Below are 26,705 nucleotides of genomic sequence, written 5' to 3'. Positions count from 1 at the left end.
CCCCCGCCCCCCCGCCGCAACCGTTCGGTAGGTGCCCGCTCGCGCACCTCGTGGGCGATGGCGACCTGGTTCAGCCACAGGGTCGCCGGCGGCACCCACAGCCGTGCCAGCCAGCCGGCACCGGCCAGCGCCACCAGCAACAGGGGGGCCAGCAGCCAGCGGCGCCAGCCCGTTCCGGTGAGTGCCGCGAGGCTGGGCAGGGCCAGCAGCAGGGCGATGCCCAGCGCCCAGCGGTAGCTCTGCGCGGTGTCCAATTGCAGGATGATCGGCAGCGCGGTGAGCAGCACGGCGAACAGCGTCAGGCTGTGGAACGCCAGGTACAGCCAGCGGCGCGTCGCCAGGCCCCGGTAGTAGATCGGGTCGACGATCGAGACCAGCGCGGCCAGGCCCAGCACACCGGTAAACGCGGCCTGGCCGGTATTCCAGCTGGTGGTGATGAAGAAGAACGGCAGGATAAAGAACAGACTCTCCTGGTGGATCATCTGCGTCGCGTAGTGCAGCAGCGGCGGCGGCAGGCGCAGGCCGAAGCGCCGCTCCAGCCAGCGGTACAGGGTGTGACCCAGTGCCAGCCACAGCCAGCTGACCAGCATCACCACGGCGATCACCTTGGCCAGCCCGGCCTGGCGATCGACCAGCAGAAAGCTGGCCAGTCCGGACACGAAGCCGAACAGCGCGACCAGCCCGGGATAGCGTTTGAGAAAGGTGGTCACCCGCTCGATCAGCGGGTGCAGGGAGTCGATCCAGCGGGGCATGCGGCACACGAAGCGAAACTGACGACCGGATGGCCGCCGTGCCGATAAGACCCCCGCCGGGGTTAAAAGGTTGCGGACAAGCTACAGGGCGTTGCCGCACGCCGCCGAGGCATAGCTGGCCAGCAGGTTGCGCAGCAGTTCTTCAAGACCCATGGGAACGTCCTCCGTTCGGTAACGGCTGCCATGCTAGGCCGCCCCGGTCGCCGCGGCTCGTTGAAGCTTTGCATGGCAACGATAGCCTCGTCGTGGCGACGGAACCCCGCCCGAGTCCATGCGTCTACCGGCTCAACCACTCGCTGACCGGAGAACCCTCATGATCCGTCGACTCGCCCTGGTTGCTTTGCTGTCCTTGCCCGCCGCGCCCCTGTGGGCCGCCGAATGCAGCGTGGACATCGACTCCACCGACCAGATGACCTACAGCACCAACGCGATCGAAATCGCCAAGAGTTGCCAGCAGTTTACCGTCAACCTGAAGCACGTTGGCCAGTTGCCGAAGAACGTCATGGGCCACAACTGGGTGCTCACCCGGCAGGCGGACATGACGCCGGTGGTCAACGAGGGCGCCGCGGCCGGCCTGGATAACGACTACCTGAAGGCAGATGACTCCCGCATCCTGGCGCATACCAAGATGATCGGCGGCGGCGAAAGCACGTCCGTCACCTTTGACGTGGCGCAACTGCAGGCGGATGGACAGTACATGTTCTTCTGCACCTTCCCAGGGCACGCGGCCGTCATGAAGGGTACCGTCACGCTTGTGGATTGATTGCGCTGCGTTCGGGCTGGGTAGGCGGCAGGAAGTTGTCCAGAAAACCTGTGGGCCTTCCTGTGCATAAGTGGCGGGAAACGTGCGGGAAGTCACGCCATTCGGGGCCTCCAGCACTTTGTCCGCTTTTTGTGCAGCGCAGAAAATGTCCACTTAACAAGCGCTTAGCACACTTGAGTGGCGCGAGGAAAGCCTGATCTTTTTCCCCAGAAGCTGTGGATAAGTCTGTGGGTAGCGGGCGGAAAACCGGAGGTGGGCAGCGGCTCCCGTGGCTTGGCCGAGGTTGTCGGTTTTTTGCGCAAGAGCAACCAGCCCGTCGGGCGGATGGGGTCGACGGGCCGGTTGCGGTGCCAATTCCATGGCACGGCGATCATTGTGCATGAACGGTGCCATTACTTTGATCTCAATCAGGTTTGCCAGGGGTTGGCGCCGGGCGGCCTTTGGTTGACCGAGGTGCTTCCAGTGAACAAGTGTTGACTCAAGGCCTGCCCTCTGGCAGTTTGTGCACGCTTGTTCACTCAAATGGATCCTGCATGCCCTCTTTCGTTTTCTCCCCTGCCGGCTGGCTCCAGCCGTTGCGCCTGCTGGTGGCGCACGGCTGGCTGCGCGAAGCCGGCGTGGACGCCTGGCTTGGTGCGCTACGCGCCGACTGGCGACTCAACCGTACCTTCGCGCGCGTGCATTCCCTGCGCTGGGTCGCCGCCGACATGCTGGCGTTGCGCCTGAAGGCGAACCGCAACTGGCCGGGCGCGCGACCCGGTCAGGCGGTGCTGGTGTATGGCGAGCGCGATGGCGTGCGCCTGGCGCGCTGCTACAGCCTGACCGTCGTGCGTGGGCGCGTGCTGGAGCTGGCCATCAAGCGCCAGCCTGGCGGGCGTTTCGCCGATAAGCTGATCGATACCCTCCTGCCCGGCGATGTGCTGGAACTGGGCGCGCCAAGCGGTGAGCTGGAGTGGCCCCGGGACGCCGATTCCGGCGTGCTGCTGCTGGCCGCCGGCAGCGGTATCACCGCCCTGTATGGCCTGCTGCGCGAAGCGCTGGCCAAGGGCTGCAAACAGCCGGTCTGGCTGCTGCATTCGGTGCGCCGGCGCGAACAGCGCGCCTTCGTGCCCGAGCTGCAGGCACTGATGGCGCGCCACCCTAATCTGCGCGTGCAATGGCTGATCACCGGAGAGCCGGCCGGGGAGGGCGAACTGCATGGCCGCCTGGGCGCCGAGCACCTGCGCGATCTGCCGGCCCATTCGCTGCTGGCCTGCGGTCCGCACGGCTTCGTGCAAGGGGCGTTGAGCCTGTGGAGTGCCGAGCCGCGTGCCGGCACGGCGCAATGGGAAGCCTTCAGCCCGCCACCCGCCCAGGTCGCCGGGGCGGGGCAGGCCGTGCGCCTGGAATTCGCCCGCTCCGGTCTGCGCGCCGAGGGTGACGACCAGCGCTCCCTGCTGGAACAGGCCGAGGCCCGTGGCCTCAAGCCCAAGCATGGCTGTCGACAGGGCATCTGTACCGAATGCACCTGCCAGCTGCTGGAGGGCCGCGTGCGCGACCTGCGCAGCGGCCGCGAAACCAGCGAGCCCGGCCAGCCGATCCGCATCTGCGTCAGCGCCCCGCTGAGCGATGTGCGCATCGACCTCTGACCGACCGCTCCCATTCCCTGATTCGAGACACCGATGCGTACCGACCGTGAACTGACCCCCGCCGAACTGGATGCGTTCGGCGCCGAGCTCGACGCCCTGCGCGAGCGTACCCTGGCCGACCTGGGCGCGGCCGACGCCCGCTACATCCGCCGTGTCCGCGCCGCCGTGCGCCTGTGCTGCACGGTCGGCCGCGTGCTGCTGATGTTCGGCTGGTTCCCGCCGACCTGGCTGCTCGGCACCCTGCTGCTGGGCCTGGGCAAGATCCTGGAGAACATGGAGCTGGGCCACAACGTGATGCACGGCCAGTACGACTGGATGAACGATCCGGAGCTTAACGGCCAGCGCTACGAGTGGGACATCGTCGGCCCGGCCGACTTCTGGCGGCATACCCACAATCACCTGCACCACACCTATACCAACGTGATCGGCAGGGACGACGACATCGGCTACGGCCTGCTGCGCCTGTTCCCCGAGCAGCGCTGGAAACCCTTCTACCGCCGCCAGGTGCTATGGGCCACCCTGCAGGCGCTGCTGTTCCAGTACGCCGTGGCGGTGCAGCACGTGAAGCTGGACAAGTACTTCAAGGGCCGCATCAGCAAGGATGAAGTGCGCCCGCTGCTGCGCCAGATGAACGGCAAGATCGTCCGCCAGTGGGCCAAGGACTACCTGTTCTTCCCGCTGCTGGCCCTGCTGATCGGCGCCAACGCCCTGGCGGTGCTGACTGGCAATCTCGTGGCCAACCTGCTGCGCAACCTGTGGACCTTCGCGGTGATCTTCTGCGGGCATTTCACCGAGAAGGCCGCGGTGTTCCCGGCCGAGGTGCTGGAGAACGAGAGTCGGGGTCACTGGTACCTGCGCCAGCTGCGCGGTTCCAGCAACCTGGAGGGCGGCCCGCTGTTCCACATCCTCACCGGCAACCTCAGTCATCAGATCGAGCACCACCTGTATCCGGACATCCCGGCGCGGCGCTATGCGGAAATGGCCCGCGAAGTCCGCCAGATCGCCGCGCGCTACGGCCAGGAATACAACACCGGGCGCATGAGCCGGCAGATCGCCACGGTGTTCCGGCGCATCTGGGTGTACCGCAAGCCACAGGCGGTGTAAGCGTGAGCCGCACTTAGATGTAGGGTGGCCCGCGCTTCACCGGGCCACCGACGCGCCGCGAGGCGCGCCGTTCCGGCGCGGTGGTGGACAACGAAAACGTTGTCCACGCTACGCCTGTCGCAACCGCACGAGGCGCTGTGAACGTAGGGTGGCTCGCGCTTCACCGAGCCACCGTGCGCGCCACGAGGCGCGCCGTGCCCGGCGCGATGGTGGACAAGGAAGGCGTTGTCCACCCTACGCCGCTCTACCCGGTCGCAGCGCCTACTCCGCCTTGCGCCCCAGTCCGCGCCAGTGGCGGCCGCCGATCATGATGAAGCGCAGCTGCTGGGTGATCTTGGCTTCCGGCTGCAGGTGCGGGGGCAGGGTGTCGGCCGGCGGGTCGATGAGTTCCGGCAGGGTGGCGAACACCGTCTTCACCACCAGGTCGGCGACCACGTCGATGGCGTCCCCGTCCAGGTGCGGCATGCGGTTCATCAGCTTGAGGTCGGCGGCCAGGTCGTCGGTGATGCGCTGGCGCAACGCGGCGATGGCCTGGCGCACCAGCTGCGAGCCGCCGTACTGCTCGCGGGCCAGGAACAGGAACTGGCCGCGATTGGCGCTCACCGCATCGAGGAAGATGCGCGTGCTCGCCTCGATCAGCCCCTGGTGTTCGAACTCGTTCTGGCGCACCTCGCGCAGCGTGGCGCGAAAGGTCTCGCCCACCTCGGCGACCAGCGCCAGCCCCAGGGCATCCATGTCGCTGAAATGCCGGTAGAAGCCGGTCGGCACGATGCCGGCGTGGCGCGCCACTTCGCGCAGGCTCAGGCTGCCGAAGCCGCGACCGCTCTCCATCAACAGGCGGGCGGCGTCCATCAGGGCCTGGCGGGTCTGCAGTTTCTGTTCGGCGCGGGTCATGGGCGGGCGTTCTTCCGGTGGGCGCAGGGGGTGCACTCTAGCAAATGCCCCGCCTCGCGTGGCCGCTTTGGGGGCGGGAATGAGACTTCCGCCGGTCGTCCGCCGGGATGGCGGCACGGACGCTGGCGTACCCCTTGCATGGGCCGGCGCCATTCTGCGGGGGCGTCAGAGGCCCGGCATTTCGGAGAGGTGCGATGGCGGCGGTGCAGGCAATTTTGCCGATCTTCCTGTTGATTCTGCTCGGTTACTGGATCGGGCGCCGGCAATGGCTTACGTCGGACGCGGCCAGCGGCCTGTCGACGTTGACCTTCAAGCTGTTCATGCCGCTGGTGCTGTTCACCGGCATTGCCCGCGCGAACCTGGCCGAAGGCCTGTCGCCGCACCTGCTGCTGGCCTATTTCCTGCCGGCGCTGGGGCTGTTTGCGCTGGTCAGTCTGCTGGCCCACCGACGACTCGGCCGGGCCACGCCGCTGGGCCTGGCCGCCGCCTATTCCAACAACGTGCTGATCGGCATTCCCCTGGTGGCCTCGGTGCTCGGCGCGCCGAGCATGGTCTACGTGTTCGCCATCCTGGTGTTCCACAGCCTGCTGCTGTTCAGCGTGCAAAGCCTGTACGCGGCGTTCGGTACCGGCGAGAAGGTGCGCCTGAGCAGCCTGCTGGGCAACCTGGCCAATCCGCTGATCGTCGGCCTGCTGCTCGGCGCCCTGCTGAATGTCTCCGGCCTGCCGCTGCCGGCGCCGCTCTGGCGACTGGCCGATTGGCTGGCCGGCGCGGCGCTGCCCTGCGCCCTGCTGGTGCTGGGCCTGAGCCTGTCGCGCTTCCGGCTGATGCCGGATGGAGCATCCTGGGCGCTGACCCTGGTCAAGCTGGTGGCCTTCCCGGCGCTGGTCTACCTGCTCGCCGGCGCCCTGGGGCTGCCGGATGCCGCGCGCGCCGTGCTGGTGGTGCTCGCCGCCTGCCCGAGCGGGGTGAATGTGCTGGGCTTCGTGCGCAAGCCCGAGGACAGCCGCACCGTCAGCGCCACCGTGTTCCTCTCCACGCTGCTCGCCGCCGTCGGCCTGCCGCTGTGGCTGAGCGTCCTGCACGTGTGATACTGGCGGGCCTGCAACGGCAATGGAGGCCCGCATGAACACCCCCGACACGCCGCGTTATCCCCTGGTGCTGGTGCACGGCCTGCTCGGCTTCGGCCACCTGCTGGGTTATCCCTACTGGTATGGCATCGACAGCGCGCTGCGCCGCGCGGGCGTGGATGTGCACCTCGCGCGCATCTCCGCCGTGCATGGCAATGAGCCGCGCGGCGATCAGCTGCTCGAGCGCCTGGCCGAGATCCGCCGCGCCACCGGGGCGGACAAGATCAACCTGCTCGGCCACAGCCAGGGCGCGCTGACCGCCCGTTACGCCGCCGCCAGGCGTCCGCAATGGGTGGCTTCGGTCACCTCGGTGGCCGGTCCCAATCACGGCTCGGAGCTGGCCGACGCGCTCAAGCGGCGCTTCCCCGAGAACGGGCGCGGCCGGCGCCTGCTGGCGCGTTTCACCGAAGGGCTGGCGCGGCTGATGGCCGGGCTGGATCGCGAGGCCGCCGGCCTGCTGCTGCCCGGCGACGCCCTGCAGGCCCTGGAGGAACTGTCCACCGAGGGGGTGGCCGCCTTCAATGCCCGTTATCCCCAGGGCCTGCCGGCGCAATGGGGCGGGGAAGGCGCGCATGAGGTGAACGGCGTGCGCTACTACTCCTGGAGCGGCATCCTCGGCCCGGACACCGACCAGGGCGCCAATCGCCTGGACCCCAGCCATCTGTTGTGTCGGCGCCTGGCGCGGCACTTCCAGCGCGAGGCCGGGCAGAACGATGGCATGGTCGGGCGCTTCAGCAGCCACCTGGGCCAGGTGATCCGCTCCGACTACCCGCTCGATCACCTGGACATCGTCAACCAGCAGGCCGGTGCCGTCGCTCCCGGCGTCGACCCGGTGGCGCTGTACCTGGAACACGCCCGGCGCCTGGCGCAGGCGGGGCTTTAGGTCTCTGCGGTGCGGCCGCCGGCCTGGGCGGCCGGGCAACCAACCGCTCTGGCACGCCGCCGAAGCCGGTGGGCGGTCACGGGATTGTCATGTTTCGCGTGACAGAATTCACAAAATCCCTGTCGTGCCTCCCTCTGAAGAATGCGCCGTAAAACATCCGTCATGCCGGGGCTGATGCCCTGGGCCACGCTGGTGCTGGGCACGCTGATCCTCGGCTTCATCTGGACACTGCATCACCACCAGTACGACCGCGCCCGCGACGACGTGCTGGCGACCAACGCGTCCGAACACCTCAACCTGGCCACCATCCTGGCGGAGAACTTCCGGCAGATCACCGACCGCGCCCAGGCGGTGGTCGGGCAGTTGGTCAGTGCGCTGGACGAGCCGGACGGCGCCTGGAAGATGGTCCGCATGCTGGCCAGCGACCCGATCTTCAATCGCCTGGGTCTCTACGACGCCGAGGGCCGTGCGCTGTTCTCCAGCCATGCGCCGCTGTCCGAGGCGCTGCCCGCCGAGGCCCTCAGTGCACTGAACGCCCATTGCCAGCGCTTCGGTTATGTCCCCTATCTGGCCACCCGCGACGGCGTGGCCGAGAGGCTGTCGCCGTCCTGGCGGCTGCCGTTGCTGGTGCCGTTGCCGGACGAGGCGCGCCAGTCCATCGCCCGGGTGGTGCGCATCGACCTGGACATCGGCTACCTGGCGCGGCTCTACCAGCACATCGACTTCGGCCCCACCGGCTTCGTGCAACTGCTCGACGCCGGCGGCCGCGAGCGGCTGCGCGCCAACGGCGCGGGCGTCATCCACGGCGGCACGCCGCTCACCGCCAGCTACACGCCGAGCCCGGAGCTGCGCGCCGGGCGCTACACCTCGGTGGCCGACGGGCTGGCCTACCAGAGCCTGTTCCGCCACCTGCCGGAGCTGGGCGTGACGCTGGTGATCAGCCAGCAGTACCGGGACATCACGGCGGCCATCGACGACCGCGAATCCGGCCACCTGTTGTTCAACCTGATCATGAGCGGCGTGGTGGTGCTCGGCTTCCTCTCGGTGATCCACATGCTGCGCCGCCAGCAGGACGCGCTGCTCGCCTTGCGCCAGTCCGAGCAGGAAAACCGCCAGCTGATCAGTCGCCTGGAAACCGAGCACGCGCGCAGCCGCCAGGCCGCCTCCACCGACCACCTCAGTGGCCTGTACAACCGCCGGCAGTTCATCGAGGTTGCCGCCCGCAGCCTGGCCGAGCAGCGCGCTCGGCGCTGCCTGGCGGCGGTGCTGTTCATCGACCTGGACCGCTTCAAATCCATCAACGACAGCCTCGGCCACCGCATCGGCGACCTGCTGCTGCAGGCGGTGGCCGGGCGCATCCAGACCCTGCTGGAGCCGGGCGACGAGGCGGCGCGCTTCGGCGGCGACGAGTTCGTGGTGCTGCTGGCCGGCAACCGCAGCGAGCAGCAGATCGACGCCTGGGCCGCGCGCCTGGCCGAGCACCTGTCGGCGCGCTACCAGCTGGATGGCACCGAGCTGCACACCAGCCCGAGCATCGGCATCGCCATCGCCCCGCGCGATGCCCAGGAGATCGACACCCTGATCCGCTACGCCGACGGCGCCATGTACTCGGCCAAGCGCGCCGGGCGTGGCCAGTACCGCTTCTTCGATCCGTCGCTCAACCGCGTCAACATCCAGGAGTTCCAGTTCGAACAGCGCTTCGGCGAGGCGCTGCGCCAGCACCAGTTCGTACTGCACTACCAGCCGCAGATCAGCATCGACAGCCTGCAGGTGTGCGGCTATGAGGCTCTGGTGCGCTGGCAGCATCCGGAATTCGGCCTGGTCTATCCGGACCGCTTCATCGGCGTGGCCGAGCGCAGCGGCTTTATCGTGCCGCTGGGCATGGAAGTGCTGCGCCTGGCCTGCCGGCAGCTGGCCGCGTGGCGCGCCGAGGGCCTGGAGACCAGCGTCGCGGTGAACGTCTCGGCCCTGCAGCTGTTCCAGGCGGACTTCAGCGAACGGGTGCTGGGCATCCTCGCCGAGGCCGGCATCGAGCCGCGCTGCCTGGAACTGGAAGTCACCGAGACGGCGGTGCTCGACCGCGAGGATGTCGCCCTCGCCAACCTCGAGGCGCTGCGCGAGGCCGGCCTGGGCATCAGCCTGGATGACTTCGGCAAGGGCTACGCCGGCTTCGCGCACCTGCATTCGCTGCCGATCAGCAAGCTGAAGATCGACCGCAGCCTGATCGCCCAGCTGTCCAATGCCCACGACGACAGCCTGATCGTCGCCTCGACCATCACCCTGGCCAAGCGCCTGTCGCTGCGGGTGGTCGCCGAAGGCGTGGAGACCCGCGACCAGCTGATCTACCTGAAACTGGGCGGCTGCGACATCGCCCAGGGCTATCACTTCAGTCGCCCGCTGGCCGCCGAGCAGGTGCGCGATTTCCACGATTCCTTCACCACCACAACCGCATGAAAACGATCCGCCTCCTTGCCTGCCTGCTGGCGCTGCTGCCGGCGCTTCCCGCCTGGTCGCACAGCCAGTGCACCAGCAGCCTGCGCCTGTCCTCCATCCCCGAAAAGCGCCTGGAGATCCAGCAGCGCGACTTCCAGCCGCTGATCCGTCTGCTCGGCGAGGGCCTGGGTATCCCGGTGCAGATGGTGCCCGCTGGCTCCTATGCCGGCGCCATCGACGCGGTGGTGTCCGGCGGCGTGGACCTGGCCATGCTGGGGCCGGCGGCCTACCTGCTGGCCCGCCAGCGCGATCCGCACATCGAGGCGTTCGCAACCCCGACCCTGGCGCAGGGCCATTTCACCCCTGCCGGTGCGTACTACCACGCCCTGCTGGTGGTGCGCGCCGACCGGGATGTCCAGACGCTGGCCGACCTGCGCGGCGCCCGGGTGGCGTTGAGCGACCCGGCCAGCACCTCGGGCAGCGTGATCCCCAACCTCGAGTTCCCCACCGCCGTAGGCCGGCCGCTGCAGCGCTTCTTCGCCGGGCAGCTGTATACCGGCTCCCACGAGAAGGCCCTGGACGCGCTACTGGACGGCAAGGTGGAGGCCGCCTTCGTCTCCAGTCCGCGCGCCGACGATTACCTGCGGCGCGGCCTGATCAGTACGCGCAGCCTGCGCGTGCTGTGGCGCTCGCAGCCGATCCCCAATGATCCGCTGGTGTTCAGCAGCGGGCTGTGCGGCGAGCTGCGTCAGCGTATCCGCGCGCTTCTACTGGGCGACTCGCCGCAGCTCGCGGCCTTCCTGCACGCGCAACAGGCCAGCGGGTTGGCGCCGGTAGCGCAGGCCGCCTACCAGGCACTGGAGCAGACGCTTATCAACCCGCGCCGTTGAGCAGTTTGAGCGCCGCGCCGGCGAACGACAGCAGGCCCAGGCCGAGCAGCACCCAGGCGGGCAGCACGCCCAGCAGCGCCGCCAGCCGCGCACTGCGCCCCAGTCGCCGTGCGGCCAGGCTGTAGGCCAGCAGCACGCTGAAATCGAGGGCCGCCCAGATCAGTGCCAGCGCCACGGCCTGGCCGGCAAAAGCCTGCTCGGGACGTATGAACGCCGGCAGGAAGGCGAGGAAGAACAGGATGTCCTTGGGGTTGGACAGCCCCACGCCCAGCGCGCGCCAGAAACGCCGGGCCGGGGCCGGCTGGGCGCGCTGGGCGGCGGGCGGGCTGCGCAGGGTGGTGATGCCCAGGGCGGCCAGATAGAGGCCGCCGAGCAACTGGCCGAGATCGATCAGCTGCGGGCTGAGCGCCAGTGCGCGGTCCAGCGCCAGCAGGGCGAGTCCCATCAGCAACAGTGCCGACAGCATGCCGCCGGCGAGGGTGCCCAGCGGCCAGCCGCGCCGTCCGTCCGCCAGCACCAGGGCCACGACCGGGCCGGGCGAGGCAATCAGCAGCAGGGCGCTGGCGGCGAACGCAGCATACGTATTCATCATGGTTCTCGAATTCGGGGTAGCGGCCCTTCATAGCCTGGGCCTTGTGCGGTTGGCGGAAAAACGCAAAAACGTGCTATCAAGCCTGACTTTTACTCATGCTTGGAGCCTGCATGCGTCTGCCCCCGCTGTATGCCTTGCGCGCCTTCGAGGTGGCGGCCCGCCACGGCTCGTTCACCTCCGCTGCGCGCGTCCTGTGCATCACCCAGAGCGCCGTCAGCCGGCACGTGAAGGGGCTGGAGGAACACCTGGGTTGCGCGCTGTTCGCGCGGCACGGTCCGCGTCTGGCGCTCACTGAGGCCGGCGAGCAGTTCGCCCGGGAACTGGCGCGCGGCTTCGCCACCCTGGAAAACGCCTGTGCGGCGATCGCCGGCCAGCGTGACCAGTTGCGCCTGAAGGCGCCGTCCACCCTGACCCTGCGCTGGCTGTTGCCGGCGCTGGAAGCCTTCCATGCCGCCGACGGACGCCACCGGGTGCAACTGACCAGTGTGTGGATGGATGTGGACCAGGTGGACTTCCGCAGCGAGCCCTTCGACTGTGCGGTGCTGCTCGGACGCGGCGACTTTCCGGCGGACTGGCAGGCGGTGCGCTTGTTCGACGAGTGGCTGGTGCCGGTCTGTGCGCCGGCCCTGTTGGGCGAGGGTGAATGGGACGCCGCGCGGCTGGCCCGCCAGCCGCTGATCCATCCCTCGCGGGATTGCCGCGACTGGCAGCGCTGGCTGGAGCACCAGGGCTGGAGCGAACAGGTGCCCTGGCGGGAAGGCAAGCGCTTCGACACCCTGGAAATGGGCATCGGCGCCGCCGTCCAGGGATACGGGGTGTCCGTCGCCGACCTGGCGCTGGTGGCCGAGGATCTGCGCCGCGGCACGCTGGCCCTGCCCGTGCCGTCGCCGCTGCGCAGCGGCGACAGTTACTACCTGGTGTGGCCCGCCTTGGGTGCGAAGCGCGAGATGGCCCGACGCCTGGGCGATTTCCTGGTGACGCGGGCGCCGCCGTTGCCTGGCGGCTAGACCTCCCGCAATTTTTTGCGGCCGCGCCCCGGCCTATGCCGCCGAAACGGTCAACATCCTGTACACTTCCGGGCGCTTTTTCATTCGGCCTGGCGGGGGCGCCACCGCACGTGCAGCGGCGGTTAGCCCGCTGGCACGACTCCCTAATTGCGCCCCTTTCAGGTTCTATCGTTTCCCATGACTCATCGAATCGTTATCGTCGGCGGCGGCGCCGGCGGGCTTGAGCTCGCCACCCGTCTAGGTCGCACCCTGGGCAAGCGGGGCAAGGCCCGCATCACCCTGGTTGACGCCAACCTGACCCACCTGTGGAAGCCCCTGCTGCACGAAGTGGCCGCCGGCTCGCTGAACGCGGCCGAGAACGAGCTCAACTACGTGGCCCAGGCCAAGTGGAACCACTTCGAGTTCCAGATCGGCCGCCTGGAAAGCCTGGACCGCGCCGCCAAGCGCATCGGTCTGGCCGCCACCCTGGACGAGGCCGGTCACGAGCTGGTGCCGGCGCGCAGCCTGGACTACGACACCCTGGTGATCGCCATCGGCAGCCGCACCAACGACTTCGGCACCCCGGGCGTGGCCGAGCACTGCATCCTGCTCGACACCACCGCCCAGGCCAAGCGTTTCCACCGCCAGCTGCTCAGCCACTACCTCAGTGCCCACGCGCGCGGCCAGGACGACGGCAATGTCAGCGTGGCCATCGTCGGCGCCGGCGCCACCGGCGTCGAGCTGGCCGCCGAGCTGCACAACGCCGCACTGGGCCTGGCCGCCTATGGGCTGAAGGGCATCCAGCCGCAGAACATGAAGATCACCCTGATCGAGGCCGGCCCGCGGGTATTGCCGGCGTTGCCCGAGCGCATCAGCGTGCCGGTGCACAAGACCCTGGAAAAGCTCGGCGTGACCGTGCTGACCAGCGCGCCGGTGAAGCAGGCGGACGCCGACGGCATGACCCTGGCCACCGGCGAGGTGATTCCGGCGAGCCTGAAGGTATGGGCTGCCGGGGTGAAGGCGCCGGAGTTCCTCAAGGGCCTGGACGGCCTGGAGAGCAACCGCATCAACCAGTTGCTGGTACGTCCGACCCTGCAGACCACCCTGGACGACAACATCTTCGCGCTTGGCGACTGCGCGGCCTGCCCGCTGGACGACGGCAGCGAGCGCAACGTGCCGCCGCGCGCCCAGGCCGCCCACCAGCAGGCCAGCCTGCTGGCCCGTTCGCTGAAGCTGCGCCTGGCCGGCCAGCCGCTGCCGACGTTCCGCTACCGCGACTACGGCTCGCTGGTCTCGCTGTCGCGCTTCAGCGCGGTCGGCAACCTGATGGGCAACCTGATGGGCAGTGTGCAGTTGGAAGGCTGGCTGGCGCGGATGTTCTACATCTCGCTGTATCGCATGCACCAGATGGCGCTCTACGGCGTGGTGCGCACCGGGCTGATGATGCTCGGCGACCGCATCGGCCGCAGCACCGAGCCGCGCTTGAAGCTGCACTGAGGCTGCCGTTGCAGGGTGGATCGCGCTTCATCGATCCACCCTGCGCCAGGCGCGCCGTGCCGGCGCGTTGGTGGACAAGGAAAACGTTGTCCACCCTACGGTCTTTAGCCGCGACGCGCTTGAGGTGATCCGGTCGCGGCTGAAGCCCCTCCTACAAAAAAACGTGGCTCGTAGGGTGGATCGCGCTTCATCGATCCACCGTGCGCGCCGTCAGGCGCGCCGTTTCGGGGCGCGTCAGATGTCGTAGCTGTAATCCGACGGGATATACGACTGGCCCAGCCAGCCCTGTTCCCGGCAGCGCCGTTCAAACTGTTCCACCGGCAGCGCCGGCGAGAACAGGAAGCCCTGCGCCTGGTCGCAGCCCATTTCCTCCAGGGCGGCCAGCTGTTCGGCGGTTTCCACGCCTTCGGCAATGGTGTGCAGGTTCAGGCCGCGGGCGATGCCCAGCACGGCCTGGACGATGCGCTGCGCGCTGGCCTCGTGCAGATCACGGACGAAGCTGCGGTCCACCTTGAGGGTGTGTACGTCCAGTTGCTTGAGGTAGGCGAGCGAGGAATAGCCGGTGCCGAAGTCGTCCAGCGCCAGGCGCACGCCCAGCGCGCTGAGGCGCTGTACCTCGCGCACCACGCTGTCCGGATCGTGCATGGTCAGGCTTTCGGTCAGCTCCAGCTCAAGGCTGTCCGGCGCGAGGCGGTGCTGGGCGAGCAGCCCAGCGATCCGCTCGCACAGCCCCGGGGTGCGGAACTGCGCCATGGACAGGTTGACCGCCATCCGCAGCTCCGGCCCGTAACCCTGGTCCAGCCAGCGTCGCAACTGGGCAATCGCGCTGGCCAGCACCCAGTCGCCGATGGCCAGGATCTGTCCGCTGCTTTCCGCCGCCGGAATGAATTCGGCCGGACTGACCGCGCCCAGCTGCGGGTGTTGCCAGCGCAGCAGTGCTTCGGCGCCCACCAGCCGGCGCCCGCGGATGTCCAGCAGCGGCTGGTAGTGCAGGCTCAGTTCGCCGCGTTGCAGTGCGCCGCGCAGCGCCTGCTCCAGCGTGCGGGCGCGGCTCAGGCGCGTCTGCATGTCGGCGGTGAAGAAGGCATGGCCGCCGTTGTTGTCCTGCTTGGCCCGGTACATGGCGGTGTCGGCATTGCGCACCAGGGTTTCGCGATCCTCTCCGTCGGTCGGGAACACGGCGATGCCCACTGAAACGCTGAGGTGCAGGGTGTGGTTGAGCACCTCGAAGGGCTGGCGCAGCGCCTCGCAGATGCGCTGCGCCACCCGCGCGGCCTCGTCGGCGCCGCTGCCGGGCAGCGCGCAGATGAACTCGTCGCCCCCCTGGCGGGCCAGGGTGTCCTCGCTGCGCAGCAGCGAGGTCAGACGCCGGGCCACGGCGCGCAGCAAGGCGTCGCCCACCCGGTGGCCGAGACTGTCGTTGATTGCCTTGAAACGATCCAGATCGAGGAACAGCACCGCCAGCGGTCGCTGCTGACGCGCGCAGATCTCCAGTGCCAGGTCGACGCGGGTGGCGAACAGGGTACGGTTGGGCAGCTCGGTGAGGACGTCGTAATGGGCCAGGCGCTCGATGCGCCGCTGGTCGCGCAGCCGCTCGGTGATGTCGCGGGCCAGCACCACGTAGCGGGTTTCCCGCTGCTGGCGCAGCGGCGACACGGACAGCTCGAAACTGCGCGTCTGCCCGGCCTGTTCCAGGTGCAGCTGCCGGCCGGTGCTGGCGCCCTGGCTACGGGCCTCGTCCAACGCCTGCTGGCAGACCTGCGCCGCGTCGGCGGGCAGCAGTTCCTCGAGGCGGCGCCCGGTGGCATTGGCCGGCAGGCCGTTGGGCCTGGCTGCGCGCGGGTTGTACAGGCGCAGCAGGCGGCCCTCGTCGTCCAGCTCCAGCAGCAGGTCGGGAATCGCCTCGACCATGGCCTGCATCTCGCGCCGGCTGGCGCTCAGCGCCCGGTAGGGCGCCGCCACGGTTTCCACGAACATCGACCAGTAGAGCATCAGGTAGGCCAGCACCTTGTAGGCGTGGCCTGCCAGGTTGTACAGGTCGGTCACTCGGAAATAGCTGGTGAACAGCAGCTCGCTGAACACCGTCAGCCCCAGGGCGCCCATCAGCAGTGGCACGTTGAAGTGGGCCCGCCTGCGCAGGCGCCGGCCCAGCAGCACCAGGGCCGCCAGGCAGATCAGGATGACGCCCATCTCGGCGGCAAGCTTGAAGGTGGTCAGCCCCTGGCCGGCGATGAAGGTACGCGGCAGCCATTCGGGATGGACCAGAAACACCCAGTGCGCGACCCCGACCACCAGCAGGATCACCACCAGGCTCAGCGAGCGATGGTTGAGCAGGGTGCGCTGGTCGTGGGCGGCCTCGCTGAGCGGTCGCCAGGGCAGCAGGGCGACCAGCAGCAGGGCCAGGGCCGCCAGGTAGCGGGCCAGCAGCCAGAAGTGGATGGCCTTCTCGGGGCTGCTGGGGGTGAAGTAGTCGGGCATGCCCTGGAACGAGAGCATGTGCGAGAAGTCGGCGATGGCCACCCCGAGAAAGGCGCAGGACACCACCAGGATGTTGCTCTGCCGATGCTGCCGGTAGGTGTTCCAGCCGATGGCGAAGATCAGCCCGGCGATGACGATGGACAGGGTTTCCAGCAGCAGGTGCCCGGTCAGGAAATGCTCGCCGGCCGTCTCGCGGTACGCCACGAACGGCAGCACCAGCAGGCCGCACAGCGCCAGGCTGAGCAGCAGCAGGGTCAGACGCAGGGAGCGATGGTGCTGGGGATGGATGGACTGCAGTAAAACGGCCAAGCGCGGGTTCCTTTCCCCTGGATGACGCTCTGTACGGTCCAGGGCCGCCGCCCGCTCGGGTCACGCAGACGCGACGGTAGCCGTACAGAACACCAGGCGAGCGTGAGGCTGGACTAGGGTGGTGGCAATTTGACTGCGCGGTCAGGCTTCGTCAAGCCGACCTAGGTCAAAGAACCGCACCCCGCGCCCAGCCGGAAGCCTGCGGATTCCCTAGCCGTAGCGCTTGAAGGCTTCGATGGCCAGGCCGCTGCCGATGCCGCCGAAATGGTCGCCTTCCACGGTGCGCGCCTGGGGCAGCAGGCGGGCGACGCTCTGGCGCAGCGCCGGCACCGCGCTGGAGCCGCCGGTGAAGTACAGGGTGTCCACCTGTTCGCCGGCGATGCCGGCGCGCGCCAGCAGCTCGGCGATGCTGGCGCCGATGCGCTCCAGCTGCCCGGCGATGGCCGACTCGAACAGCTCGCGCGGCAGCTCGGCGACCAGGCCGGCCTCGATGCGCGTGAGGTCGATGCGCCGCTCGGCGGCGTGGGTCAGCTCGATCTTGCTGTCTTCCACCTGCATCGCCAGCCAGTGTCCGGCGCGCTGTTCGATCAGGCGGAACAGCCGGTCGATGCCGGTGGGGTCGACGATGTCGTAGCGCATGTTCTTCAGCGCCAGCCGGTGCTTTTGCGCGTATACCGCATTGATGGTGTGCCAGGTGGCCAGGTTCAGGTGCGTGCTGGTGGGCATCGGCGCGTCGCTCTTCATGCGGCTGCCGTAGCCGAACAGCGGCATCACCCCGGCCAGCGACAGCTGCTTGTCGAAGTCGGTGCCGCCGATATGCACGCCGCCGGTGGCCAGGATGTCGTCCTGGCGCTCGGCAACCTGTCGGCGGGCGGGCGACAGGCGCACCAGGGAGAAGTCCGAGGTGCCGCCGCCGATGTCGACGATCAGCACCAGCTCCTCGCGCGCCAGGGTGGCTTCGTAGTCGAAGGCGGCGGCAATCGGCTCGTACTGGAAGGAAATGTCCGTGAAGCCCAGCCCGGCGGCCACCGCCCGCAGGGTTTCGGCGGCCTCGCGGTCGGCATCCGGGTCGTCGTCGACGAAGAACACCGGGCGCCCCAGCACCACCTGCTCGAAGGGACGTCCGGCGGCAGCTTCGGCGCGCTTCTTCAGCTCGCCGAGGAACAGGCCGAGGATCTGCTTGAACGGCACCGCGCTGCCCAGCACCGTGGTGTCGCTCTTGAGCAGCGAGGAGCCCAGCAGGCTCTTCAGCGAACGCATCAGGCGGCCTTCGTAGCCGTCCAGGTATTCGCCCAGCGCCTGGCGCCCGAAGGCCGGGCGGCGTTCCTCCTGGTTGAAGAACACCACGGAGGGCAGGGTGATCCGGCCGTCTTCCAGGGGGATCAGCGTCGGCTGGTCGGGGCGCAACCAGCCGACGGTGGAGTTGGAGGTGCCGAAATCGATGCCGCAGGCGCGGGCGGGAACAGCGAGGGACATGGGGCGAAGCGGCTCAGAAAAATGGGCCGCGCAGTTTAGGTCAGCGGCAGGCTCAGGCGAAGGGCCATTCACCCGCAGGTGCGCTTACTCGTGCGGCTGCTCGCGCCGGGCGACCCACTGCTTGTACTCGAAGCCCAGCACCACCAGTAGCGACAGCGCGAAGGGCAGCAGCAGGTAGAAGCCGCGGAACACGATCAGCGCGGCCAGCAGGTCGGTGGTGGCGATCTCCGGCAGGGCGGCGATGAAGGTCATTTCCAGCACGCCCAGGCCGCCGGGCGCGTGGGACAGCAGCGCCAGGGAGAAGGAGGCGAGGAACACGCCCAGTACCACCAGGTAGCCGGGGTTGGTTTCGGCGGGCAGCGCGAAGTAGATGATCGCTGCGGCGCACAGCAGTTCCAGCGGGCCGGCGATCAACTGGTCGCGTACCACCGCCAGGCGCGGGTATTCGATTTTCAGCTTGCCGAACTCGCGGGGCTTGAACTGCAGCCAGGAGCCCAGCACGTACAGCGCCACGAAGGCCAGCATGCCGCTGCCGATCAGCACCGAGACCAGCGGCGAGACGTCCGCCAGGCGGTGGATCAGCTCGGGCTGGATGATCAGCACCACGCCGCCGGCGAAGATGGCGCCGAGGCTGAAGGTGAACGAGCAGAACACGATCAGCAGGCCGATTTCCTGCGGCGTCAGCCCTTTGGTGCGGTAGGCGCGGTAGCGCACCAGCGCGCCGGAGAACACCGAGGCGCCGATGTTGTGGGCCAGGGCGTAGGTGGTGAACGAACAGAGGGTGATGAACCAGAGCGAGATTTTCTTGCCCAGGTGCTTCAGGGCGATGCGATCGTAGCCGGCCAGCGCCGCATAGGCGCCGGTGGTGGCCAGCGCCGCCAGCAGCCACTGATGGTGGGAGATGGCCCGCAGGCTTTCAGCCAGGTCGTCCAGCGAAATGTCACGGATCTCGTGGTAGAGCAGAAAGCAGGAAAAGATGACAGCGCCAATGCCGACGAGGCTCCAGACGACATCGCTCCTCTTCATTGGCTCGGCTCCACGGCGTGTTGGTGTACGGACAGTCAGGCTGTCAGATGAGGGTAGGCAACGAGGCGGTCTCTTTCGAAGAAAAAGAGGCGGCGCGCAGTATCCCGAAGGCGGCGGCGCGGCTCAACCGCTGACGACGATGGGGACGTAACCATGTGTTTCGCAGGGGAATCGATCATTGCAGCGGGCGCACCATGTAGGTGGCGGGCACCTGGTAGCTGTGCAGGTGCGCGGCATGTTCCGGGTCGGGCTGGTGTTCGGCGTAGCCCATGCGGTTCCAGAAGGCGTGGGAATCCTGCACGGAGACCAGCGCGGAAAAGCGCAGCTGCTGCTGGCGCGCCTGGCCGAGGGCCTCGCGCACCAATGCCGGGCCGATACGCCGCCCGGCCGCCCGGCGGGCCACCGCCAGGTCGTGCAGGTAGAGGCAATCGGGCTGGGCAGGGGTGCGAAACTCGCCATCCAGCGGGGTCACCTTGCCGACACGCGAGTGATAGGCGAACAGATAGGCACACACGCCCTGGTCATCCTCGGCCACCCAGGCATGCCGGGGCGCGCTGGCGCGGCGGGCACGGATGATCGCTTCGGATTCCAGCAGATCGCTGGCATAGGCCTCGGTCTGGATATCCAGGATGGTTGGGATGTCCTGGTCGTGCATCAAGCGGATGGAAAACATCGAAAAGGAACTCGGCGGATAGGTCGGCTGGACCGACGGCTACTTTCGGGGGCGGCATTCTATCGCCGCCGGCAGTCGTTTGTCGCATGGTGCGACAATGGGAGCGGTATATACTTAGCAAGCTAACTAACTTCCGCCGTGCCTCCCGATGACGTCCAACCCTCTGATCGGTATTGCCCTGATCCTGCTGTCCGGCTTCCTGCTGGCCAGCCATGACGCCCTGTCCAAGCAGTTGGCGCTGCTCTATTCGGTCTTCCTGATCGTCTGGGCGCGTAACCTGACCCAGCTGGTGGTGATGACCATCGGCTTCGCCCCGCGCATGGGCCGCAACCTGCTGCGCACGCAACGACCGCTGCTGCAGCTCGTGCGGGCGCTCAGCCAGGTGGGCATCAGCGTGTTCCTGCTGGTGGGCCTGCGCTACATCCCACTGGGCGAGGCCACCGCGGTGATGTTCCTCTCGCCGTTGTTCGTCACGCTGTTGTCGGTGCTGCTGCTCAAGGAGCGCGTCAGCCTGGGGCAGTGGGCGTCGGTGCTGCTCGGCTTCGCGGGGGTGCTGATCATCGTACGGCCGGGCGGCGAGCTGTTCACCCCGGCCATCCTCTGGCCGCTGGCCGCCTCGCTGTGCCTGAGCGTCTACATGCTGCTGACCCGGCGCCTGAACGGCACCGACCACCCGGTCACCACCAACTACCTGAGCGGCCTGATCGCCACGCTGCTGTTCAGCCTGGCGGTGCCCTTCGTCTGGGAGCTTCCGGAGTGGAAGCACCTGCTGATGATGGTGGGCATGGGCGTGCTCGGCATGTCGGGGCACCTGGTACTGACCCGTGCCTATGCCTTCGGCAGCGCGGCGACACTGGCGCCGTTCACCTATGGCCAGATCTTCTTTGCCACCCTGCTGGGGGCGGTGCTGTTCGACCACATGCCGGACGCCCTCGGCCTGCTGGGCATGGCCGTGCTGATCGCCAGCGGCGGCCTGTCGGTGTTGCTGCAACGTCTTGCCGCTCGGCACTGAGCCCCTTGCAGGCGGCCGGCGCCGGGTGCATACCTTTACCCGGTGAAATCCCCGGAAGGAGGTGCGACATGGCCGGTGGCTGGACCAGCGACGGCGCGGTACAGGAACAGATCGACAGCAGCATCGACGACGCCATCGCGCGCGCCCGCAGCGAACTGCCCACGGGCGAAAGCCTGGGCCATTGCGAAGAGTGCGACGCGCCCATTCCCGAGGCGCGTCGCGCGGCGTTGCCCGGCGTGCGCTTGTGCGTGGCCTGCCAGACCGAGCGCGACAAGGCCGGCGCCGCCTTCAGTGGCTACAACCGGCGCGGCAGCAAGGACAGCCAGCTGCGCTGAGCCGCAACTAGAGGCTACCGAGCACGTCGTCGTAGATCGCCAGCGCCTGGCGCACCTCCTCGGCGCTGACGATGCACGGCGGCAGCACATGGATGCGGTTATCCACGATGAACGGAATCAGCCCACGCTCCAGCAGCCTGGCCTTGATGCGTGCCATCTGCGCTGCTGGCAGCGGAGTCCTGCGCTGGCGATCCTCGACCAGCTCCAGCGCCCAGAACAGGCCGATGCCGCGCGCCTCGCCGATCACCGCGTGCCTGTCGGCCAGCGCCTTGAGGCCCGGCCCGAGCACTTCCTCGCCGACCTGTCGGGCATTCTCCACTACCCCTTCTTCGTGCATGGCATCCAGCGTGGCGACGATGGCGGCCATGGCCAGGGGGTGGCCGGAGTAGGTCAGGCCGCCGGGGAAGTAGCGGGTCTCGAAGAAATCGCACAGGCGCGCCGAGATCATCACCCCGCCGGCCGGCACGTAACCGGAGTTCACCCCCTTGGCGAAGGTGATCAGGTCCGGCACCACATCGAAACGCTCCAGCGCCAGCCAGCTGCCGCAGCGGCCGAAGCCGGCCATCACCTCGTCGAGGATCAGCAACAGGCCGAATTCGTCGGCCAGCGCGCGCACGCCCTGCAGGTAGCCCGCCGGCGGCACCAGGATGCCGACGCTGCCGGGCACGGTTTCCAGCAGGATGGCGGCGATGCTCGACGGGCCTTCGCTTTCGATCACCCGGCGCAGGTGGCGCAGGGCGCGCTCGCATTCCTCCTGCTCGCTGCCGGCGTGGAATTCGCTGCGATAGAGATACGGTCCGAAGAAATGCACATGGCCGGTGGCGTATTCGTTGGACAGGCGCCGCCCTTCGCCGGTGGCGACGATGGCCGCGCCGGTGTTCCCGTGGTAGGAACGGTAGGCGGAGAGGATCTTCGGCCGCCCGGTGAACAGGCGCGCCATGCGCATGGCGTTCTCGTTGGCATCCGCCCCGGCGTTGGTGAAGAACACCTTGGCGAAGCCATCCGGCGCGCGAGCGATGATGCGTTTCGCTGCCTCGCCGCGCATCAGGTTGGCGGTGGCCGGGGCGACGGTCGCCAGGCTGGCGGCCTGCGCCTGAATGGCGGCGACCACCTTCGGATGCTGGTGGCCCAGGTTGGTGAAGACCAGCTGGCTGCTGAAATCCAGATACTCGCGGCCGTCGTGGTCCCACAGCCGACAGCCCTGGCCGCCGGCGATCACCAGCGGATCAAGGTTGCCCTGGGTGGACCAGGAGTGGAAGACGTAGCGGCGATCCAGGTCGCGGACGTACGCGTTGCTGATGGGCTGCGGCATGGGAACCTCTTGTGGGGGATCGGGCGCCGTTGAAGATAGGTTCACAATGCCGTTTGTGCCTGTCATTCCTCCTGCGGCACCGCCCTCTACCAGGGTGCTGCGATCCTCAGATCGCCACCAGCCCGCGCACCCCTTCACGCTCCATGTCTTCTCCGCGTCCGCGCTGGACGATCTCGCCCCGGCTCATCACCAGGTACTGGTCGGCCAGCTCGGCAGCGAAGTCGTAGAACTGCTCGACCAGCAGAATGGCCATGTCGCCGCGTGCGGCGAGCTTATTGATTACCGCGCCGATTTCCTTGATCACCGAGGGCTGGATGCCTTCGGTGGGCTCGTCGAGGATCAGCAGACGCGGGCGGCTGGCCAGGGCGCGGCCGATGGCCAGCTGTTGCTGCTGGCCGCCGGAGAGGTCGCCGCCACGGCGATGCTTCATTTCCTGCAGCACCGGGAACAGCTCGTAGATGAATGCCGGCACCTCCCTGGCTTCGCGGGCGTTGAAACGCGACAGGCCCATCAGCAGGTTTTCCTCCACGGTCAGGCGCGGAAAGATCTCCCGGCCCTGGGGCACGTAGGCGATGCCGGCCTGTACGCGCTGGTGCGGCTTGAGGGCGGTGATGGGCTGGTCTTCCCAGAGCACTTGCCCGTCCTTGGCAGGGATCAGGCCCATCAGGCACTTGAGCAGCGTGGTTTTGCCGACGCCGTTGCGGCCGAGCAGGCAGGTGACCTCGCCGATCGGTGACTCGAACGACAGCCCGCGCAGGATATGGCTGCCGCCGTAGTACTGGTGTAGCGATTGGACGTTGAGCATCTCGGTGTCCTTTGAGTTTTCTTCGGCGGCCATGCCGGTGGCATGACCGCCCTGCAGTTCGTTTCGGGTATCCGCGCGGGGTTCGCGGCCCGCCGTGCCGGCGGGGCGGTGGGCAAGGAAAGCGTTGTCCACCCTGCGTTCGCAGCCGGCGTAGGATGGATGGCCGCAGCCATCCACCGCATGTTCAACGCCCCAGGTACACCTCGATCACCCGCTCATCGTTCTGCACCTGTTCCAGTGAGCCCTCGGCCAGCACCTGGCCCTGGTGCAGCACGGTGACCTGGTCGGCGATGCGGCCGACGAAGCCCATGTCGTGCTCGACCACCATCAGCGAGTGCTTGCGGGCCAGGGACTTGAACAGTTCGGCGGTGAACTCGGTTTCCGCGTCGGTCATGCCGGCCACCGGCTCGTCGAGCAGCAGCAGTTGCGGGTTTTGCACCAGCAGCATGCCGATCTCCAGGAACTGCTTCTGGCCGTGGGACAGCAGGCCGGCCGGGCGCTGGCGCTCGTGGCCGAGGCGGATGGTCTCCAGCACCTCGTCGATGCGCTCGCGCTGCTCGCCGCTCAGCCGGGCGCGCAGGCTGGCCCACACCGACTTGTCGGTCTTCTGCGCCAGTTCCAGGTTCTCGAACACCGACAGCGCCTCGAACACCGTGGGCTTCTGGAACTTGCGGCCGATGCCGGCCTGGGCGATCTGCACCTCGCTCATGCGCGTCAGGTCCAGGGTTTCGCCGAACCAGGCGCTGCCCGAGTCCGGGCGGGTCTTGCCGGTGATCACGTCCATCAGCGTGGTCTTGCCGGCGCCGTTGGGGCCGATGATGCAGCGCAGCTCGCCGACGCCGATGTACAGCGTCAGGTTGGTGAGGGCCTTGAAGCCGTCGAAGCTGACACAGATGTCTTCCAGCGACAGGATGGTGCCGTGGCGGGTGTTCAGCCCCTTGCCGGCCACCTGGCCCAGGCCGATGGCGTCGCGGGCCAGGCCCGCGTCGATGCCGGTGCTCATTGCTCACCTCGCTTGATCAGCCCGTAGATGCCCTTGGGCAGGTACAGGGTTACCAGAATGAACAGCGCGCCGAGAAAGAACAGCCAGTACTCGGGCAGCGCCACGGTGAAGAAGCTCTTCATGCCGTTGACCAGACCGGCGCCGAGCAGCGGGCCGATCAGGCTGCCGCGCCCGCCGAGGGCCACCCACACGGCGGCCTCGATGGAGTTGGTGGGCGACATCTCCGACGGGTTGATGATGCCCACCTGTGGCACGTACAGCGCCCCGGCCAGCCCGCACAGCACGGCGCTGAGCACCCAGATGAACAGCTTGTAGCCGCGTGGGTCGTAGCCGCAGAACATCAGGCGGTTCTCTGCGTCGCGCACCGCGGTCAGCACCCGGCCGAACTTGCTGCGCGCCAGGCGGAAGCCCAGGTACAGGCTGCCCAGCAACAGCAGCAGGCTGGCCAGGAACAGCAGGGCGCGGGTGCCCGGCGCGGTGATGTCGAAGCCCAGGATGCGCTTGAAGTCGGTGAAGCCGTTGTTGCCGCCGAAACCGGTTTCGTTACGGAAGAACAGCAGCATGCCGGCGAAGGTCAGCGCCTGGGTCATGATCGAGAAGTACACGCCCTTGATGCGCGAGCGGAAGGCGAAGTAGCCGAACACGAACGCCAGCAGCCCCGGCAACGCCACCACCAGGCACAGGGCCCAGAGGAAATGCTCGGTGCCGACCCAGTACCAGGGCAGTTCGCTCCACGACAGGAACGCCATGAAGGCCGGCAGGCCATCGCCCGCGCTCTGGCGCATCAGGTACATGCCCATCGCGTAGCCGCCGAGGGCGAAGAACAGCCCGTGACCCAGCGACAGCAGGCCGGCGTAGCCCCACACCAGGTCCAGGGCCAGGGCCACCACCGCGTAGCAGAGGATCTTGCCGACCAGCGTCAGGGTGTAGGAGGACACATGCAGGGCGTGCTCGCCCGGCAGCAGGTGCAGCAGCGGCAGGGCCAGCAGCACGGCCAGTACGGTCAGGCCGATGGCCAGGCTGACGCGCGGGCCGACCTTGGCGCTGGCGCGCAGCAGCAGCGTCTGGTTCATGGTGTTCAATCGATGACCCTCCCCTTGAGAGCGAACAGGCCCTGCGGGCGTTTCTGAATGAACAGGATGATCAGCGCGAGGATGAGGATCTTGCCCAGCACGGCGCCGATCTGCGGCTCGAGGATCTTGTTCAGCACGCCGAGGCCGAAGGCGGCGGAGATGCTGCCCGCCAGCTGACCGACGCCGCCGAGCACCACCACCAGGAACGAGTCGATGATGTAGCCCTGGCCGAGGTCCGGTCCGACGTTGCCGATCTGGCTCAGCGCCACGCCGCCCAGGCCGGCGATGCCCGAACCGAGGCCGAAGGCCAGCATGTCCACTCGGCCGGTGGGCACGCCGCAGCAGGCCGCCATGTTGCGGTTCTGGGTCACGGCGCGAACGTTCAGGCCCAGGCGCGTCCTGTTGAGCAGCAGCCAGGTGAGCGCCACCACGAACAGCGCGAAGCCGATGATGACGATGCGGTTCCAGGGCAGCACCAGGTTGGGCAGCACCTGCCAGCCACCGGACAGCCAGGCCGGGTTGGCCACTTCCACGTTCTGCGCGCCGAAGATCACTCGCACCAGCTGGATGAGGATCAGGCTGATGCCCCAGGTGGCCAGCAGGGTTTCCAACGGTCGGCCGTAGAGGTGGCGGATCACCGTGCGCTCCAGGGCCATGCCAATGGCGGCGGTGACCAGGAAGGCCACCGGCAGCGCGGCCAGCGGGTAGAGCGCCAGATAGTCCGGAGCCAGCCGCTGGAAGCCGATCTGCACCAGGTAGGTGGTGTAGGCGCCGAGCATGAGCATTTCGCCGTGGGCCATGTTGATCACCCCCAGCAGGCCGAAGGTGATCGCCAGGCCCAGGGCGGCGAGCAGCAGGATCGAACCCAGCGACAGGCCGCTGAAGGCCTGGCCGAGCAGTTCGCCGATGAACAGCTTGCGCTCCACCTGCGCCAGGCTGGTTTCCGCTGCCTTGCGCACCGCCGGGTCGGTCTCGTCGCCGTCCAGCAGGCCCTGCAGCCGGGTCTTGGCCAGCGGTTCGCCGGTCTCGCCGAGCAGGCGCACGGCCTTCAGGCGCGTGGCGGCCTCCGGGCTGGCCAGCTGCAGGTTGGCCAGGGCCAGCGCCAGGGCGTCATGCACCGCATCATCGCCTTCCTGGGCAAAGCGCTGTTCGAGCACCGGCAGCAGGGCCGGCGGCGCGTTGCGCTGCAGGGTGCGGGCGGCATCCAGGCGCGCGCCGGCGTTCTCGTCGCTCAGCGCATGGCTGGCCAGCGCGGTGTTCAGCAGGCCGCGAAGCCGGTTGTTCAGGCGCAGCACGCGAGGGTTGTCGTCGCTGTTGGTCTCGGTCAGCGGCTGCCACTGGCCGGCCTGCTGGATATACGGGTTCTTGTCGCCGTCGGTGCCGACCCGGCCCTGCTGCAGGGCATCGAGAAACGCGCGGCGCTCCGGCGCGGGATTAGCCGCCCAGTGTTCCAGCAACCGGACCTGTTGGCCGGCACTGGCGCGGGTAAATTCGAATGCGTCGTTGGCCTGGGCGCCCAGCGGCAGCAGCAAGGCCAGCGACAGCAGTAATCGGTACAAGGCAGTGGGCATGGTAGAGCCCCTTAATCAATGGGCAAATGGATGACGCGTTGCAGGGTGAATCGCGGTTACCGATCCACCGAGTGGGCCGG

General features: G+C 68.2%; 23 protein-coding genes. 11 read left to right on the top strand and 12 right to left on the bottom strand.

The genetic code is table 11. The features are described from left to right. Positions 1-752, bottom strand: a 752-nt coding sequence (locus AS93_RS0106735; RefSeq protein ID WP_027589904.1) for a DUF5924 family protein, incomplete at its 3' end; no start/stop codon positions are given. 313 nt (positions 753-1,065) lie between these two features. Here AS93_RS0106735 and azu point away from each other — a divergent pair. From azu to AS93_RS0106720, 3 genes are all read left to right on the top strand, one after another. Beyond that, positions 1,066-1,515, top strand: a complete 450-nt coding sequence (gene azu, locus AS93_RS0106730) for an azurin (RefSeq protein ID WP_027589903.1) — start codon at positions 1,066-1,068, stop codon at positions 1,513-1,515. Positions 1,516-2,048: 533 nt separating this feature from the next. Next, complete coding sequence (locus tag AS93_RS0106725) at positions 2,049-3,143, top strand: iron-sulfur cluster-binding domain-containing protein (protein ID WP_027589902.1); 1,095 nt, start codon at positions 2,049-2,051, stop codon at positions 3,141-3,143. 33 nt (positions 3,144-3,176) lie between these two features. After that, positions 3,177-4,247 carry a fatty acid desaturase gene (locus tag AS93_RS0106720; protein WP_027589901.1) on the top strand — a complete coding sequence of 357 codons (1,071 nt, stop codon included), beginning with the start codon at positions 3,177-3,179 and terminating at the stop codon, positions 4,245-4,247. A 261-nt stretch (positions 4,248-4,508) separates the two neighbouring features. Here AS93_RS0106720 and AS93_RS0106715 read toward each other — a convergent pair whose 3' ends face one another. Next, positions 4,509-5,141 carry a TetR family transcriptional regulator gene (locus AS93_RS0106715; RefSeq protein WP_027589900.1) on the bottom strand — a complete coding sequence of 211 codons (633 nt, stop codon included), beginning with the start codon at positions 5,139-5,141 and terminating at the stop codon, positions 4,509-4,511. A 194-nt stretch (positions 5,142-5,335) separates the two neighbouring features. On the opposite strand from AS93_RS0106715, the gene AS93_RS0106710 reads away from it, so the two are divergent. The 4 genes from AS93_RS0106710 (at position 5,336) to AS93_RS0106695 (ending at position 10,477) form a co-directional block, all read left to right on the top strand. Continuing rightward, a complete protein-coding gene (locus tag AS93_RS0106710) occupies positions 5,336-6,232 on the top strand; it encodes an AEC family transporter (protein WP_027589899.1) in 897 nt (298 codons plus the stop codon). Positions 6,233-6,266: 34 nt separating this feature from the next. After that, complete coding sequence (locus tag AS93_RS0106705; protein ID WP_027589898.1) at positions 6,267-7,154, top strand: triacylglycerol lipase; 888 nt, start codon at positions 6,267-6,269, stop codon at positions 7,152-7,154. 162 nt (positions 7,155-7,316) lie between these two features. Further along, the gene (locus tag AS93_RS0106700) at positions 7,317-9,608 is read left to right on the top strand and encodes an EAL domain-containing protein (protein ID WP_234703289.1); all 2,292 of its coding nucleotides are present in this window, start codon (positions 7,317-7,319) and stop codon (positions 9,606-9,608) included. Beyond that, positions 9,605-10,477: a phosphate/phosphite/phosphonate ABC transporter substrate-binding protein gene (locus tag AS93_RS0106695; protein WP_027589896.1), complete on the top strand. Its 873-nt coding sequence runs from the start codon at positions 9,605-9,607 to the stop codon at positions 10,475-10,477. The genes AS93_RS0106700 and AS93_RS0106695 overlap by 4 nt, the downstream gene beginning before the upstream one ends. Here the strand turns inward: AS93_RS0106695 and AS93_RS0106690 are convergent. After that, entirely contained in the window at positions 10,461-11,069 is a 609-nt protein-coding gene (locus tag AS93_RS0106690) for a LysE family transporter (RefSeq protein WP_027589895.1), read from the bottom strand. The two genes, AS93_RS0106695 and AS93_RS0106690, sit on opposite strands and share 17 nt — an antisense overlap. Before the next feature lie 110 nt (positions 11,070-11,179). Between AS93_RS0106690 and AS93_RS0106685 the strand changes: the two genes are divergently transcribed. Further along, a complete protein-coding gene (locus tag AS93_RS0106685; protein ID WP_256214712.1) occupies positions 11,180-12,076 on the top strand; it encodes a LysR substrate-binding domain-containing protein in 897 nt (298 codons plus the stop codon). Between the two features lie 177 nt (positions 12,077-12,253). Continuing rightward, entirely contained in the window at positions 12,254-13,552 is a 1,299-nt protein-coding gene (locus tag AS93_RS0106680) for an NAD(P)/FAD-dependent oxidoreductase (protein ID WP_027589893.1), read from the top strand. A 234-nt stretch (positions 13,553-13,786) separates the two neighbouring features. Here the strand turns inward: AS93_RS0106680 and AS93_RS18860 are convergent, their stop codons facing one another. The 4 genes from AS93_RS18860 to AS93_RS0106660 form a co-directional block, all read right to left on the bottom strand. Beyond that, complete coding sequence (locus AS93_RS18860; RefSeq protein ID WP_051587365.1) at positions 13,787-16,339, bottom strand: EAL domain-containing protein; 2,553 nt, start codon at positions 16,337-16,339, stop codon at positions 13,787-13,789. Between the two features lie 210 nt (positions 16,340-16,549). Continuing rightward, a complete protein-coding gene (locus tag AS93_RS0106670; protein WP_027589892.1) occupies positions 16,550-17,815 on the bottom strand; it encodes an Hsp70 family protein in 1,266 nt (421 codons plus the stop codon). A gap of 84 nt (positions 17,816-17,899) precedes the next feature. Continuing rightward, positions 17,900-18,841, bottom strand: coding sequence for a YbhN family protein (locus AS93_RS0106665; protein ID WP_027589891.1), 942 nt, complete (start codon positions 18,839-18,841; stop codon positions 17,900-17,902). Between the two features lie 175 nt (positions 18,842-19,016). Further along, positions 19,017-19,496, bottom strand: a complete 480-nt coding sequence (locus AS93_RS0106660; RefSeq protein WP_027589890.1) for a GNAT family N-acetyltransferase — start codon at positions 19,494-19,496, stop codon at positions 19,017-19,019. A 166-nt stretch (positions 19,497-19,662) separates the two neighbouring features. On the opposite strand from AS93_RS0106660, the gene AS93_RS0106655 reads away from it, so the two are divergent. Continuing rightward, positions 19,663-20,526 carry a DMT family transporter gene (locus AS93_RS0106655; RefSeq protein ID WP_027589889.1) on the top strand — a complete coding sequence of 288 codons (864 nt, stop codon included), beginning with the start codon at positions 19,663-19,665 and terminating at the stop codon, positions 20,524-20,526. A 68-nt stretch (positions 20,527-20,594) separates the two neighbouring features. Continuing rightward, positions 20,595-20,861: a DksA/TraR family C4-type zinc finger protein gene (locus AS93_RS0106650; protein WP_027589888.1), complete on the top strand. Its 267-nt coding sequence runs from the start codon at positions 20,595-20,597 to the stop codon at positions 20,859-20,861. A gap of 7 nt (positions 20,862-20,868) precedes the next feature. On the opposite strand, the gene AS93_RS0106645 is transcribed toward AS93_RS0106650, so the two are convergent. The 5 genes from AS93_RS0106645 to urtB all read right to left on the bottom strand — a co-directional run bounded on the left by AS93_RS0106645 (position 20,869) and on the right by urtB (position 26,625). Then, the gene (locus AS93_RS0106645) at positions 20,869-22,173 is read right to left on the bottom strand and encodes an aspartate aminotransferase family protein (RefSeq protein WP_027589887.1); all 1,305 of its coding nucleotides are present in this window, start codon (positions 22,171-22,173) and stop codon (positions 20,869-20,871) included. Between the two features lie 106 nt (positions 22,174-22,279). Beyond that, positions 22,280-22,978: an urea ABC transporter ATP-binding subunit UrtE gene (gene urtE, locus AS93_RS0106640; RefSeq protein ID WP_027589886.1), complete on the bottom strand. Its 699-nt coding sequence runs from the start codon at positions 22,976-22,978 to the stop codon at positions 22,280-22,282. A gap of 184 nt (positions 22,979-23,162) precedes the next feature. After that, complete coding sequence (gene urtD / locus AS93_RS0106635; protein WP_027589885.1) at positions 23,163-23,981, bottom strand: urea ABC transporter ATP-binding protein UrtD; 819 nt, start codon at positions 23,979-23,981, stop codon at positions 23,163-23,165. Next, positions 23,978-25,054, bottom strand: coding sequence for an urea ABC transporter permease subunit UrtC (gene urtC / locus AS93_RS0106630; protein WP_027589884.1), 1,077 nt, complete (start codon positions 25,052-25,054; stop codon positions 23,978-23,980). Before urtC ends, urtD begins: the two co-directional genes overlap by 4 nt. Positions 25,055-25,059: 5 nt before the next feature. Continuing rightward, positions 25,060-26,625: an urea ABC transporter permease subunit UrtB gene (urtB, locus tag AS93_RS0106625; protein ID WP_027589883.1), complete on the bottom strand. Its 1,566-nt coding sequence runs from the start codon at positions 26,623-26,625 to the stop codon at positions 25,060-25,062. Positions 26,626-26,705 lie beyond the last annotated feature (80 nt).

Source organism: Pseudomonas sp. RL, assembly GCF_000647775.1.
GTDB lineage: Bacteria > Pseudomonadota > Gammaproteobacteria > Pseudomonadales > Pseudomonadaceae > Serpens > Serpens flexibilis.
The sequence above is the reverse complement of the archived record's forward strand: the minus strand, read 5'-3'. Positions and strand labels throughout refer to the sequence as shown.

Coding starts and splice junctions, on each gene's coding strand:
- AS93_RS0106660 (WP_027589890.1), bottom strand. CDS start 19,496: ATGCACGACCAGGACATCCCAACCATCCTGGATATCCAGACCGAGGCC.
- AS93_RS0106705 (WP_027589898.1), top strand. CDS start 6,267: ATGAACACCCCCGACACGCCGCGTTATCCCCTGGTGCTGGTGCACGGC.
- AS93_RS0106685 (WP_256214712.1), top strand. CDS start 11,180: ATGCGTCTGCCCCCGCTGTATGCCTTGCGCGCCTTCGAGGTGGCGGCC.
- AS93_RS0106655 (WP_027589889.1), top strand. CDS start 19,663: ATGACGTCCAACCCTCTGATCGGTATTGCCCTGATCCTGCTGTCCGGC.
- AS93_RS0106650 (WP_027589888.1), top strand. CDS start 20,595: ATGGCCGGTGGCTGGACCAGCGACGGCGCGGTACAGGAACAGATCGAC.
- AS93_RS0106715 (WP_027589900.1), bottom strand. CDS start 5,141: ATGACCCGCGCCGAACAGAAACTGCAGACCCGCCAGGCCCTGATGGAC.
- AS93_RS0106710 (WP_027589899.1), top strand. CDS start 5,336: ATGGCGGCGGTGCAGGCAATTTTGCCGATCTTCCTGTTGATTCTGCTC.
- AS93_RS0106670 (WP_027589892.1), bottom strand. CDS start 17,815: ATGTCCCTCGCTGTTCCCGCCCGCGCCTGCGGCATCGATTTCGGCACC.
- AS93_RS0106700 (WP_234703289.1), top strand. CDS start 7,317: ATGCCGGGGCTGATGCCCTGGGCCACGCTGGTGCTGGGCACGCTGATC.
- urtC (WP_027589884.1), bottom strand. CDS start 25,054: ATGAACCAGACGCTGCTGCTGCGCGCCAGCGCCAAGGTCGGCCCGCGC.
- AS93_RS0106645 (WP_027589887.1), bottom strand. CDS start 22,173: ATGCCGCAGCCCATCAGCAACGCGTACGTCCGCGACCTGGATCGCCGC.
- AS93_RS0106690 (WP_027589895.1), bottom strand. CDS start 11,069: ATGATGAATACGTATGCTGCGTTCGCCGCCAGCGCCCTGCTGCTGATT.
- AS93_RS0106725 (WP_027589902.1), top strand. CDS start 2,049: ATGCCCTCTTTCGTTTTCTCCCCTGCCGGCTGGCTCCAGCCGTTGCGC.
- urtD (WP_027589885.1), bottom strand. CDS start 23,981: ATGAGCACCGGCATCGACGCGGGCCTGGCCCGCGACGCCATCGGCCTG.
- urtE (WP_027589886.1), bottom strand. CDS start 22,978: ATGCTCAACGTCCAATCGCTACACCAGTACTACGGCGGCAGCCATATC.
- urtB (WP_027589883.1), bottom strand. CDS start 26,625: ATGCCCACTGCCTTGTACCGATTACTGCTGTCGCTGGCCTTGCTGCTG.
- AS93_RS0106680 (WP_027589893.1), top strand. CDS start 12,254: ATGACTCATCGAATCGTTATCGTCGGCGGCGGCGCCGGCGGGCTTGAG.
- AS93_RS0106695 (WP_027589896.1), top strand. CDS start 9,605: ATGAAAACGATCCGCCTCCTTGCCTGCCTGCTGGCGCTGCTGCCGGCG.
- AS93_RS0106665 (WP_027589891.1), bottom strand. CDS start 18,841: ATGAAGAGGAGCGATGTCGTCTGGAGCCTCGTCGGCATTGGCGCTGTC.
- AS93_RS0106720 (WP_027589901.1), top strand. CDS start 3,177: ATGCGTACCGACCGTGAACTGACCCCCGCCGAACTGGATGCGTTCGGC.
- azu (WP_027589903.1), top strand. CDS start 1,066: ATGATCCGTCGACTCGCCCTGGTTGCTTTGCTGTCCTTGCCCGCCGCG.